This is a genomic window from Afipia dichlorophenoxyacetatis (assembly GCF_055386385.1).
The window spans coordinates 1,757,569-1,770,234 of record NZ_AP029250.1; the positions used below are offsets into that span (position 1 = coordinate 1,757,569).

At 57.8% G+C, this 12,666-nt stretch carries 12 protein-coding genes; 6 read left to right on the plus strand and 6 right to left on the minus strand.

Translation table 11 applies throughout. The features are described from left to right. The first annotated feature begins 23 nt into the window (after positions 1–23). Both ACZ5C3_RS08055 and ACZ5C3_RS08060 read left to right on the plus strand, forming a co-directional pair. Positions 24–1,235 (plus strand): ABC transporter substrate-binding protein, encoded by a 1,212-nt coding sequence (locus tag ACZ5C3_RS08055; RefSeq protein ID WP_464036702.1) that lies wholly within the window; start codon positions 24–26, stop codon positions 1,233–1,235. A 208-nt stretch (positions 1,236–1,443) separates the two neighbouring features. After that, on the plus strand, positions 1,444–2,424 hold the full coding sequence (locus ACZ5C3_RS08060) for an adenylate/guanylate cyclase domain-containing protein (protein ID WP_464036704.1): 981 nt from the start codon (positions 1,444–1,446) through the stop codon (positions 2,422–2,424). Between the two features lie 23 nt (positions 2,425–2,447). On the opposite strand, the gene ACZ5C3_RS08065 is transcribed toward ACZ5C3_RS08060, so the two are convergent. After that, positions 2,448–3,107 (minus strand): DsbA family oxidoreductase, encoded by a 660-nt coding sequence (locus tag ACZ5C3_RS08065; protein ID WP_464036705.1) that lies wholly within the window; start codon positions 3,105–3,107, stop codon positions 2,448–2,450. Between the two features lie 515 nt (positions 3,108–3,622). On the opposite strand from ACZ5C3_RS08065, the gene ACZ5C3_RS08070 reads away from it, so the two are divergent. Then, the gene (locus tag ACZ5C3_RS08070; protein WP_464036707.1) at positions 3,623–4,183 is read left to right on the plus strand and encodes a hypothetical protein; all 561 of its coding nucleotides are present in this window, start codon (positions 3,623–3,625) and stop codon (positions 4,181–4,183) included. A 45-nt stretch (positions 4,184–4,228) separates the two neighbouring features. On the opposite strand, the gene ACZ5C3_RS08075 is transcribed toward ACZ5C3_RS08070, so the two are convergent. The 5 genes from ACZ5C3_RS08075 to ACZ5C3_RS08095 all read right to left on the minus strand — a co-directional run bounded on the left by ACZ5C3_RS08075 (position 4,229) and on the right by ACZ5C3_RS08095 (position 9,932). Beyond that, complete coding sequence (locus ACZ5C3_RS08075; RefSeq protein ID WP_464036709.1) at positions 4,229–4,858, minus strand: hypothetical protein; 630 nt, start codon at positions 4,856–4,858, stop codon at positions 4,229–4,231. A gap of 17 nt (positions 4,859–4,875) precedes the next feature. Beyond that, positions 4,876–5,148 carry a hypothetical protein gene (locus ACZ5C3_RS08080; RefSeq protein ID WP_464044636.1) on the minus strand — a complete coding sequence of 91 codons (273 nt, stop codon included), beginning with the start codon at positions 5,146–5,148 and terminating at the stop codon, positions 4,876–4,878. Positions 5,149–5,366: 218 nt separating this feature from the next. Further along, entirely contained in the window at positions 5,367–6,914 is a 1,548-nt protein-coding gene (locus tag ACZ5C3_RS08085; protein ID WP_464036712.1) for an argonaute/piwi family protein, read from the minus strand. Further along, complete coding sequence (locus tag ACZ5C3_RS08090; protein ID WP_464036714.1) at positions 6,911–8,311, minus strand: toll/interleukin-1 receptor domain-containing protein; 1,401 nt, start codon at positions 8,309–8,311, stop codon at positions 6,911–6,913. The genes ACZ5C3_RS08085 and ACZ5C3_RS08090 overlap by 4 nt, the downstream gene beginning before the upstream one ends. A 403-nt stretch (positions 8,312–8,714) precedes the next feature. Continuing rightward, complete coding sequence (locus tag ACZ5C3_RS08095) at positions 8,715–9,932, minus strand: serine hydrolase domain-containing protein (protein ID WP_464036715.1); 1,218 nt, start codon at positions 9,930–9,932, stop codon at positions 8,715–8,717. 184 nt (positions 9,933–10,116) lie between these two features. Between ACZ5C3_RS08095 and ACZ5C3_RS08100 the strand changes: the two genes are divergently transcribed. From ACZ5C3_RS08100 to ACZ5C3_RS08110, 3 genes are all read left to right on the plus strand, one after another. Continuing rightward, positions 10,117–10,542: a PaaI family thioesterase gene (locus tag ACZ5C3_RS08100; protein ID WP_464036717.1), complete on the plus strand. Its 426-nt coding sequence runs from the start codon at positions 10,117–10,119 to the stop codon at positions 10,540–10,542. Positions 10,543–10,654: 112 nt separating this feature from the next. Then, positions 10,655–11,053, plus strand: a complete 399-nt coding sequence (locus ACZ5C3_RS08105) for a PH domain-containing protein (RefSeq protein WP_464036719.1) — start codon at positions 10,655–10,657, stop codon at positions 11,051–11,053. Between the two features lie 159 nt (positions 11,054–11,212). Then, positions 11,213–12,646, plus strand: a complete 1,434-nt coding sequence (locus ACZ5C3_RS08110; protein WP_464036721.1) for a DUF1254 domain-containing protein — start codon at positions 11,213–11,215, stop codon at positions 12,644–12,646. Positions 12,647–12,666 lie beyond the last annotated feature (20 nt).

A 12,666-nucleotide genomic window follows, 5' to 3' on the forward strand; every position in this document is an offset into this window, starting at 1 on the left:
AGCTTACAGTCCGGGAGAAATAAATGATCAACGTGAAACCAATCGTGGTCGCGCTTGCCTGTTTGGCTGGCAGCGCAGCCCAGGCCGAGATTTCCGACAACGTGGTGCGCGTCGGCGTGCTCAACGATATCTCCGGTGTTTTTCAGGACACCAACGGCATGGGCTCGGTGGAAGCTGCGCGCATGGCGGCGGAAGATTTTGCGGCCAGCAACAAGAACATCAAGGTCGAAATCGTTTACGCGGATCACCAGAACAAGGCCGACGTGGGCGTTGCGATCGCGCGGAAATGGCTTGATGTGGATGGCGTCGACGCGATCGTCGACGTTCCGAACTCCTCCGTGGGTCTCGCCATCAATGCGCTGCTGCGCGACACGCGTATGACCTTCCTGGCGTCATCCACCGCGAGTTCGGATCTCACCGGTAAGGCCTGTTCGCCCAATACCATCCAGTGGGTCAATGACACCTGGGCCACGGGCAACACGACCGCGTCGGCAATGATGGCGCAGGGCGGCAAGGACTGGTATTTCGTCACCGTCGACTATGCTCTCGGCAAGGGCATCGAGGCGGAAGCGAGCAAATACATCGAGGCCCACGGCGGCAAGGTTCTCGGCTCCGCCAAACATCCACTCGGCACATCCGACTTCGCATCCTTCCTGCTGCAGGCGCAGTCGTCGAAAGCGCAAGTGATTGGGCTCGCCAATGCAGGCGGCGACACCATCAACGCCGTGAAGCAGGCGTCTGAATTCGGCATTCAGCAGAGCGGACAGAAGCTGGTGGCTTTCCTCATGCTGATCCAGGACGTGCATGGCATGGGCTTGAAGGTCGCGCAGGGCCTTCAGCTCATGGAGGCGTTCTACTGGGATATGAACGACGACACCCGCGCTTTCGGTAAGCGCTTTGGCGCGCGCCCCGGCATGAACGGCAAGATGCCGAGTAGCAATCACGCCGGTGTTTACGCCGCGACCATGGCGTATCTCAATGCTGTCGCCGCCAAAGGCAGCGATAACGCAAAGGACGTCGTGCCGCAGATGAAGACGTTCTCAGGCAAGGACAAGCTGTTCGGCGATATCGCTATCCGTCAGGACGGACGCGTGGTGCATCCGCTGTTTCTTTACGAAGTGAAGAAGCCCGAGGAGTCCAAGTATCCTTGGGATTACTACAAGCTGATTTCGAGCGTTCCGGGCGATCAGGCGTTCCGGCCGCTGGCAGAGGGTGGTTGCTCGCTCGTGAAGTAAGGGCGGCCCACACCGGCATGGCAACGTGTCCCGGCAGCAACCTGCCGGGACTGGCCGTTCTCACGGGACATATCATTCTCATGACATCGCCGCGCTGGACATGCGCAACCAGCGCGGCGATTGCAATCAATCGCCAAATCAACCAGTGTTTGGACCATCTTCCAGAAGGGTCCATCGCATGCAACCGCGGCTCGTACGAACATTGAGGATGTTTGCCGTTATCCTCGTGTGCGGGATGATCGGCGGCGTTCTCTATGTCACCTCGCGCGTCGGCACGTCGCGGAATGACATCATGATCGGCCTGTCATACGGGCTGCTGATCAGCGCGGCCATCGGCGGCTTCGAGATGTTTGCCTCCACCGGGCCGTTGCGTGAGTGGCTCGCGAGCCTGTCCTTCACCGCAAGCCTCTTGATCCGCAGCGTCATCTACGCGGCGGTGATCTTGCTGATCCAGTATTTCGATCTCGGCACTCGCCTCGTCGGGCTGACGCCGGACCCGGAGCGGGGTGACTTTGTTTCCGCGATCATTTTCTGCGGGGCGTTTTCGATCATGATGAATCTCGCGCTGGCGGTGGTCAACATCATCGGCCCGCGCTCGTTTCTCAATCTCGCGACCGGCCGCTATCACGCGCCTATCGAGGAGGAGCGCTTCGTGCTGTTCGTGGATATCGCGGGCTCCACCGGCCTCGCAGAAAAAATGGGTGGTCTCGCCATCCATCGCTTCCTTGACCAGACCTTCCGCGTGCTGACCGATGCCGTGGTCGATTATCGCGGCGAGATTTTGCACTATGTGGGAGACGAGGTGATCGTCACATGGCCCGCTGAAGCCGGCGCCATCGATTGCCGCCCGCTCAGGTGCTTCCTGGCGATGCGCACTGCGCTCGTGGAGAGAGCTGCGCGGTTCGAGAGGGAGTTTGGCGCCGCGCCAAAAATCCGCGGCAGCCTACATTTCGGCGCGGTGATCGCGGGCGAGATCGGCAGCGTCAAGCGCGCGATCGTCCTCAATGGCGACGTGATGAATACGGCCGCGCGGCTCGAGGCGCTGAGCCGCGATGTCAAAGGCGGGTTTCTGGTTTCGCGTGATGCGATGGCGCGGTTCTCCGCCGCGCCGCCGGTTCAGCTGGAAGACCTCGGCCCGCGCGCCATTCGCGGCCGGGCTGACAGCATTGATGTGCTCGGGCTGGCGTAGACGCTCTAGCGGACCGTCTGTCCTTATGACGCTTTGGCGGTAGGCTGGGTGAGGGCACGGGCGGAAAGCCGCTCGAACTCGCTCGCGGCAACGAAGCCGTTGATCATCTGGCCTGCGATGCGCCAGCTCGGTGTACCGCGTACGTCAAACTGCTCGCCAAGCTGCTGGCCTTCAGTGACCAAAGTGCGCGCGTCGCCGCCCGTCAGCGCGGCACGCAGGCCCTCGATATCCGTCACAACCCCGCGGGCGCATGTCACGACGGTCTCGGCATCGCCGATGTTGAGGCCATCGGCGAAATGCGCGCGAAACAGCCGTGACAGCACGGCGGAGAACGCGTCCGGCTGATGACGGCCCGTCCACTCGGAAGCCGCAAGCGCGATGCGCGAGTTCGGCAGCCGTGGCGGCCAGTTCAGCGGCAGGCCCAGCGTGGCCGCGTCGCGTTCGATCTGCCGATACATCGCGCCCTGGCGCGGGCCGACAGTGATGCCTTCCGGCGGAATGTCGGCATGGGCTTGAAACGGCAGCTCGATGACGGTGAGGCCGCGCTGCTGCAGCAGATGCGTGCGCGCCTGGCCGAGATAGCAGAATGGGCAGGTGAGGTCATACCAATGCAGGGCGACCGGACCATGGTCCGCAGCATGCAGCAGGCTCACTGGCGGCGCTGACACGAGTGATTCAGACATGATGTCTCCTAGTGGTCCGATTCTAACGTTCGCATCCCGTTTGAAACAAGCACCTTTGCGAACGTTAGAATCAAAGGACCACTATCAAATATTGGTTGCCAGTGGAGTTTTCGGATTTGACATTCGCTTTGCCGGTCTGCGGCCAACGGGAGAGCGAATGTCAAATCCACTCCACTGGAAATCTCGTTGCCCGATATGAATGATGGCAACGGAGACTAAATGATGGCGGCACCGTGCACTATCAAGTGACTGGACCGCGAGCCCTGCGGTCGCGGCATACGTGGTGCGTAGTTAGCGAAACGATCGCGCCACTTGTCACGAAACCGTATGATAGGCTGTCGACGACATTTGTCGAAGATGCGTTCGATCCGGGCGGAGGAACGCCGCGCAATCGTCCAGACAATGGTTCGCAATCCCCTGTTCTTGATGCGGCGGTGGCATGAACGTTGCGTCGTGATCGCGCGACCAATAGCGGTCAGCCCGTCCTGACAGGATTTCAGATCAGGGATCGAGATATGCCTTTAACCCATGCTACCATCGCGGCGAACCGACAGCTTGCTGAACACCTTGCCGATCTTGCCGACGTCCACCTGCTCGTGAGGAGCCCCGAGCCGCCGATGTACACGGTCGAGGGTGTCCGCGATATCCAGGTGATCGGCCGCGACAGCACCGGCGGACAATTCTTGGTGTCGCAGGTCTCGGGGCAGGTGTTCTATTTTTCGTCCGAGGGAGAGGCAGGGGCACTCGCGAACGACTTCGCCACCTTCATGACCATCGTCGTCGCGCTGCCGTTCTGGCGGGATATCCTGAAATATTCGTCTCACGGCAAGATCGCCGAGATACGCCGCGCCACCGGGGCGCTGGAAGACGATCTGTTCGAGGAGGAAGAATCCGTGACGTCGCGTGATCAGCTCGCGGAGCTGCTCGAACTCGATGAGGAGATCGATGTGGTGGCCGAGCTTCACGCCGCGGTATCGTCGAAGATCGTCATTCACGACCAGTGGGGCAATGTCACGGAATCCCTGTTCGGGCGTTTCACCATCGACGACAACCCGATGTGGCGCGCGGCCGGTTAGCCGCGAGCGTCCCATCACGATAGCGCGGCTGGTAACTCCCTTCAGCTATCCGTAGTTCGCGAACAGGCCGAGGCGCGGCTCCGGCGCATGATCGGCTGGCACGAATCTAACTTCGCTGCCGCGGCCCCACGATCTGACGAGCCCAAACTTACCGAGATATTTGAGGTTAGCGTAGTATTTTGAATCCGGTGGCGACGTTGGGATTGGCCCGCTTTGTTCGGCCGGGTCAATGTAGTTTTGGCGGCCCCGCGCGCCGGGATCAATCGCCTCATGGGCACTATACGATGTGGTCATCGAGAGCTGCTTGCCGAGCGACGTGTAGGTGAGCGGTTGGGAGTCGCGATATGAAGTCAAAGTTCCGGACGACAATTCAAACTTCCAGAGCTTGTAGCCGACCGCGACAAAATACGTGCCGCCGTCAGTTGACCGGTAAACAGAGGCGCCGGAGTTGTAGGGTTTTTTCCAGACCGAGAACCATTCGCTCGAATGCCAGGGCCACCATCCGCCGAAGCGGGACAGGCTGATCTTCTCGTCCATGCCCCAGCCCCACGTCATGGTGTAGGTCAGGGTATACCCTGAGGGCTCCAGCGCGACCGCTGCCGATCGCGACATCCAGGAGGTCCAGAGCAGATAGCCGACGATCGCGACTATGCTGATCTTGAGAGGTCGTGACATGAGCTTGGGCTATCGGCTCACCGCAGCGGTTCGATCATCGCCGCCATGTCGGGGTCGAGCCGGATCCTGTAGTTCGCATTGCCACATTGCAGGATCCAGGCGGCGCGGTCGGGGCGGGAGAGCTTGCGGTCACGCGTTGCGGTGACCGGCGTTGCGCAGTGGAAACCTTGGGTGCGGACCTGCGCCGCCAGCGAATCCGCTGGTGACGCGACCTGTTGGGCCTCCGCATGGGACGCGACAAGGCCAGCAACGGCAGCCAAAGATAAAGCTCCGAGAATTTTATGCATCATTGAAATTCCCAATCAAACGTCTCGCTTGGTTTGGTGGACTATACATCAAAAATGGATGTTGTCGTGATGCTGTCCGGGCATCGGCGCGGTGCTTGACCCCGCGAGGCATTTAGCGGGCGTTTCGTCTCAGCGGCTCGGGTGGATTTGAGCGCGTTGGACCGCTGCTATGTTGGGTTAAGGTGTTAAGGGGATGGGCTGATACAAGGGACGGGGAGGCTCTAAACGTAGAACTTAAACGGCTGCCGCTCTGCTCCTTTTGCCGATCCCATTGTTAGAACTTCGCCTACCATATTGGCGAACCTGACGGTGACCGGGAGGCCATCGTTATAGTTGCAAGAATTATAGTTGATTTTGGTAAGACCCATAATATCGGAAAGGATTGTTTTCATCTCCGTCATCTTGAGCTTGCTACGGAGTGCCGTGATGAAAAGTGGATTGGGCGTTTCAGGCCCGATATAGGTATCGAGTTGGGGAACATAGCCGTTTGTCCACAGATACGCGTTTCTATGGTCCAATATTAAAGCGGTGCCGCGCAGCACAGGATAGTCGCCATCCCGAAACAACTTCGTTTCGCCGCCCGTTGTCTTTATTCGGACGCCTACAACATTTGTCTTTTTGGGTGTTGCGGATTCGAAAGCTTGCCATTCATCATCTCTGAATGATGTTTGTCCATGAATAAACAATTCGCTTGGATCGCAATCATGTTGCTCGCGATAGGTGTCGAGCACTTTGGTGATCAGATCCTTGGCGGCCTCTGGCCTTAGGTGATATTCAAACTCATCCGTTTTCCAAGGGCCGTTCGCACCGCGAAAGACTACGCCGTCGCCTTCGCTGAGAAACATCTGTGCTGCACAACAGGCATGATTGTTTGGATCGTTTGGCAAATTCTTGTAAACGAGTCCGATATAGCAGACGCCGGGGCGGACGCCTGAGAGTTTCCACGGTGGTTTAGGTTGTGTCTTGTAATAAAGCCCAGTTGCCAAATTCCAGGCAACCGTGGCGACGTCTTGCGTGCGACGTTGCGGATACCCGGCCTTGTTCTTGAAGGCATCGGGAGCCAAGGTCGTCTCGCGGAGAATTTGAGTTGGCGAGAGACTTAAGTAATCAGCCTTAATCTGTCTGTGAAAATCAGGGATGTCGTCAAATACAGCTTCTGAACTCAACACGTCCCGGAGCAAGGGAAGATCAGAACGGTATTTCTGTCGCTTAATAAATTCTCCCGTTTCCATCGGGAGACCTGTTCGTTTCGCTTTCGGTTTGCAACGCTCGAATACGATTTCGGGAACTACCAAAATCCAAAGATCTATGGGGCGCTCGTCATTGTCGCGATGTTTTCGGGTTTTGTCAGCGTAGAGTTTGACCACCTTGCTAACCGCCTCATGCAGATTCAAGATGCGCGTTGCTTGGTCGATTGCCTTAAGATCTATCGGATAACAAGCAAACTCCGCCTCGTTCAGTGTGGTCCCAAATGCTTCTTCAATGCCAGGAAAATTGGCGAGGTGAAGTCGGTCCTTCTTCTCGCCCTTAGTGGGAGGAGGAACCGTGATGCGTCCCTTAATACGCCTCGTCCATTCTCGGAAATATCCAATACCTGCTGAGGTTCCGATAACCCCCACGCGAACCTCTCTTACCTTTTTTGGCTTCGAGTGAGGCCCATATAGAAAGAGGCCGTCTTTTGGATGAGGCGTTGTCTGCTTTAATGCAAATTCGAGTTGAGGCTCATGAAAATGCAAAACTTCCAGAGCGTGCTCAGAATGTTTTGTCACGCCTCATCCTCCATATCAGGGCGCCCCAAAGTTGTTTCATCGAGTTCTTCCTCTTCATCAAGTTGTTTATCTGGAAGAACGGTGCTTACGGGAGAGGTAAACAGAAGCGGAGAGGCCTCGATACGCACATGAGCATCTTCGGCTAACAGCAATGTTATTGACGGAGAATCCCCAGATAACAATTCAACAAAGGCTCGTAATCTTCCATGCCATTGTTTGTTGCGCCATCCCTTACAAACGGATCGGCGTAGGCGATGTTGTTTTTTTGCGTCGTCGATAGGGTCGCCAGCCTCTTCGCCCTGAATGTCTGCAAAAAGTACACGTGACTTGAGTTTAAAGTGTGGGAAGGGCCAGAGCGCCGGTGTGCCCGTGACACCAAATTGCCAGACGTGTCCTTTGGCGGAGTTTCTTAGCATTGAGGACCGCCGCTCGCCTTGTCCGCCCCAAGGTACTTTTTGGCCTATCTTTAGTTGAGCCTTCCCGATGTGGAATCCATCTGCATTTGAATAGCGATACTCGATAAGGCCGCGATCTCGGCAGTATGCATTCCACGATTTGCGAAACATCGAATGCACAACGTTTGAAGCATCCTGCTTCTTAATGTTTTCTGCTGTCAGACCCTCGCTAACGAATGACAATAAAGGTATCGCGTGTTTGCGGGTAAAACGCCCGATAAGACCAAACCTTTTTTCCATTTCTTGGGGAGATAAGAACGTAACGTAGCCGGTCTGCATCGGAACGATAGGGTAGTTGTTTTTGGCGCAAGCGCTCGCCATCGCATCACGATCGATTACGCCAGTAGATTCAAAATAGCTAATGCAATCAGGAGTTTCGGTAATGCGGAGCCAATTTGACGTCAGTCTCTCTGGCTCTTCTTTTAGCGAGACCGCTCCTCTCCGCCTATAAATTTCCCAGTTCGGATTGATCTCTACATTGACTGGGTCGCAAGGAACTTTTTGGCGCTTGAGGGCGCTAAGCAGCTTCTCCAGCCCCTCTGCCCAGCCACGAACAAAGTCGATGTACTGAAGTCCGCCAATACCAAAGATTTTTTTGTACGGCTCAAGCCGCAATGGAATTATAAATCGCGCATCGTTCAGTTCTTTTGTGAGATCAGTGGCGATTTCAATTTCTTCTAAGACGCCGGCTGCAGCGAGTGTGGTGTCCCGGCAGCATAGCAACATTTTGATGCCGCGCGTTTGTAGCGTCGACGTAATTTCCTTTCGCCAACGGTCGCCTGGCTGAAGGGTAAGGACGTCACAGAAAATTCGGTATCCAGCAGCTTCTAGTTTTGGAGCAAGCCATAGGGCAAATTCGTCGTCTCCCGGTGTTGCTTTGCTTAGAAACAGGACGTTTCTTTCAACCTGCGTGCCTGGAGGCGTCGCCGAAAGTTGGTGCACTAAATCCTCCGTCAGTGAGGAGGCGAGGTATCAGCTCGCATGCGTTGCCGTTGGTCGCCGGGTGGTGCCGAGCCCCACGTACTTTCTCATCAAATTGATTTATCCACCGCTGAATGCGGGCGGGCATCGGGACAGGGGATTTCCCCATTGCGGTAATCTGCAATGAGTTCTGCAATCGCTTGGATGGTCTCTTGTGTATCGGCCATCCTGCAACCATAACGTATCGCAACGATGGGTTGCAGGCCGTCAATGAGTTATCCGCTAATTTTATCGCAGCAAGACGCGCCAATGGTCAGCCAGCATCGTGTCGCCATAGCGCGGGGGAAATGAGTCCCGAGTAGAGTTTAGGGGCGATTTCTCGACGATGAGTGTCGGGACTGCAAATACAAACTAGCGCGCCCCCTCACTCCACCGCGGCGTAAACCAGGCTTCGCACCAGCGTGCGGAAATATTCGCGCTGGCCGGGGCCTTGCGACATGAACACGGCGAAGAGGTCTTCCTTTGGATCGATCCAGAAGAAGGTGCCCGCCATGCCGCTCCAGAAAAACTGGCCAGTGGTGCCGGCGAACGGCGCCATGCCTTCGTCTGTGCGTATCGCAAAGCCTAGGCCGAAGCCGTGGCCCGGCGGCAGCAGATGCGTTTCCGCCTTCACGCTTGATGCAAGATGGTTCGACGCCATGAAGGCCAGCGTCTTGTGGCCGATGAGGCGGTTGCCATCGAGCGTGCCGCCGTTGAGCAGCATCTGGCAGAAGCGCGCATAGTCCATGGTGGTGGAGACGAGGCCGCCGCCGCCGGATTCCATCTTCGGCACTTCGAGCGGATCGATCAGCGCCACCTTGTCGCCGGTCCATGGATCGGCGGGGAAGGGCTGCGCGAGGCGCGGCTTGTTGGCCTGCGCGGTGGAGAAGCCGGTCTCGTTCATCTGCAGCGGATTAAGGATGCGCTGTTTCAGGAATTCGCCGAGCGACTGGCCTGAGATGACCTCGATGACGCGGCCGAGAATGTCGGTGGAGCGGCTGTAATTCCATTCCGTTCCGGGCTGCGCCATCAACGGCAGCTTGGCGACGAGGCGCGCGTGCTCCTCATTGGTGATGTCGCGCTTGCGCAGCTCCGATTTCGCATACATCCGCTGCACCATGCCCTGGCCGGTGATCTCGTAAGAGAGGCCGGAGGTGTGGCGCAGCAGGTCCTGAATGGTGATGGGGCGCACGGGCAGTTCGTAGTCCAGCGCGCCGTTGCGCTCGACGCCGACACGCACATCGGCGAAGTCCGGAATGAACTTCGACAGCGGATCGTTCAGCAGCAAATGGCCGTCTTCCACCAGCATCATGATGCCGAGAGAGACCAGCGGCTTGGTCATCGAATAGATGCGGAAAATCGTGTCGCGCGACATCGCAGCCGCGTCGCCGGGGGCCTGTTTGCCCTGCGCCTCGAACCAGCCGATCTTGCCGCGCCGCGCCACCAGCGTCACCACGCCGGGGGTTGTGCCCTTGTCGATCTCGCGCTGGAACGCCTCGCTCATCTTCTTCAGGCGCGGCAGCGACAGCCCGATGGATTCAGGTGCTGCGGAAGGCAGGGCCGGCGTTGCATTGGCGGCAGATGGCGTTGAGTGGACGTTCATGAGGCCTCCGGATTTTCTTACTTTCGTTGCAAAGCCGGACATGGTTGAACCGGCGCGTCGGCGGGAACATTGATACAAAAATTCCGCCTTGAACAGGGCGAGATGGCGGAAACCATGCGGTGAACACCGACGGTTGATCGTGCATTTCGTCATGCGGAACATGAGAGATCAGACGGACAGGTTGATGAGCGAGATAAGCGCCGAAGAACTGCAAAAAGACGGTTGGACCCTGTTCGATGACGACGGCTTTCTCGCCCTCGTGGGTCCGCTCTGGCAGCGCAAGAGCGGCGAGACGCATCAATACGCCATCGCCTCCGGGGCCAAACACAAGAACCGGCGCGGCTTTGTGCAAGGCGGCCTGTTGATGACGCTGGCGGATCGCTCGCTCGGCATGGCGGCGCGCCATGGCAGCGGCGCGAGCGCGGTGGTGACGATCCAGATGGACACGCAGTTTATTGACGCGGCGAAGATCGGCGAGCTGCTCATCTCCACGCCGCACATGGTGCGCTCGACGCGCACGCTGATCTTCCTCAACACCGAGATCACCGCCAACGGCCGCTGCGTCGCCATGGCCAGCGGCGTGTTCAAGATTATGAAGGGGGAGGGGTGATCCTACGTACGTGTGGATCGCCATTACATCTCAGATTGCACGATGCCACGGTGTGACTAAGCTGGACGTGCCGTTGGGGCGCATGAAGTGATTTAGGCTGAGATCTGCCGAAATGGATTCCCTGGATTTTCTTTCCCTCTCAAACACGATCGAGATGGTTGTGACGCTGTATGCGCGCGCGACGACTCGTTACATTCTTGAGGATGACCGGCTTATCATCCGGCGCGCGGGCTCGGTCCGGATGGAAATTCCGTATCGTGATATGGATTTGATTGAATATATCGACGACAAGGGTTGGTTCTTCGGGCCGGAGCGGCTGTACCGGCTTTTTCTTCTGGCGCGAAGAGTCTTGCGAATAACAATACGAAGGAATGGTGACCTTCAATACGTTCTCATTAACCCGCTCGATCCCGACCGTGTAATCAAAACATGGTACTGGGCAAAGTTTCCCGCCGAGGCGCGGGCGCAAGGCGCGCAACGTCCATTTCCGGGTGCATCACGCGTGGTCTGAGAAGATACCGCTCTGCGGAACCGAAACGCCGCCCGTGCGTCATGTTCACGCTTGTGAGATGCGCGCCGCCGCTTCATGCGGTAGAATGAAACACATCTAAGATTTTAAGGAGTTTGCCGCGACCGGTCATTGTTCGATCAGCTCATTTGGGAGGAACGCATGCGTACGCTTGTCCGTGGTTCGTCGTCCCTGCTTGTCGGAATTGCCTTTCCCGCTTTATTTTATTCTTTAGATATTCACGCCCAGGAGCTTTTAAAAGACCAGCTCACCCACCGCGCCATTGAGCGCCGCGCAGTGGAAGCCATGATCTGGGGCATGCCTGCGGTCAATGCGGACCTCATGCTGCAGACGATGCTCAACACCACCAATGCCAAGGTGAACGAGATCGTCTACTGGTCACGGCCAGTGAACTGGAAGAACCAGACGCTGACGCCTAATCCAGACGCGATCTACCTGATGTCGTTCTGGAATGTGAAGGACGGTCCTGTCGTCATCGAGATTCCGCCGGCGCAGGGCGGCTCCATCGCGGGCAACATCGTCAACGCGTGGCAGATGCCGCTGGAGGATGCGGGGCCTGAGGGCGCGGACAAGGGCAAGGGCGGCAAGTATGTGATCCTGCCGCCGGGCTTCAGCGGCAAAGTGCCGGAAGGCATGATCCCGCTGCAGTCGGATACCTATAGCGGCTTCGCGCTGCTGCGCTCCAATCTGCGAAGCCACAGCGATGCGGATATCGCGAAGTCCGTCGCCTACGGCAAACAGATCAAGGTCTATCCGCTGTCACAAGCGGCCAAGCCGCCGCCGACCAAATTCACCGACGCTTACGACGCACTGTTCGATTCCACCATCAAGTATGACGCGAGCTTTTTTCGCAATCTTGATCGCGTGGTGCAGAATGAGCCGTGGCTGCAGCGCGACCGCGCGATGATCGATCAGCTCAAGACCATCGGCATCGAGAAGGGCAAGCCGTTCAATCCAGATGACAAGACGCTCGCCATTCTCGATGGCGCAGGGCGCGAGGCGCACGCGCTGCTGTCAGCGCGGTATGACGAAGGCTTTCCGGTAATCAATCCCGGCATCCGCTGGTTTCCGGCCGCCATGCCGGAGATGGTGAAGGCCGCGTCCACCGGCTATGCGGACCCGGACACCTATCCCGTGGACGCGCGCGGCGTCAGCTACACATTGGGCTTTACAGGCATCAAGCGGATCGGCACCGCGCAGTTCTATCTGATGACGAGCAAGGACAAGGACGGCGACGCCTTCGACGGCGGCAAGCTCTATCGTCTCACCGTGCCCGCGAAGGCGCCGGTGAAGCAATACTGGTCGGTCACGGTCTATGACCGCGAGACCCACGCGCTGGTGCCGAACATGGATCGCGCCAGCGTCGCGTCTACCAGCTCTGGCGTGCAGACAAACGCCGATGGATCGGTGGATGTCTATTTCGGTGCGACAGCGCCGGAGGGGAAGGAGGCGAACTGGGTGCCGACTGATCCCAACAGGAAATTCGAACTGCTGTTCCGCCTCTACGGGCCGGAGAAGCCGCTGTTCGAAAAGACGTGGAAATTGCCGGACGTGGAGAAAGTCGCAACGAAGTAAACAACCATCATAAGTCCTCG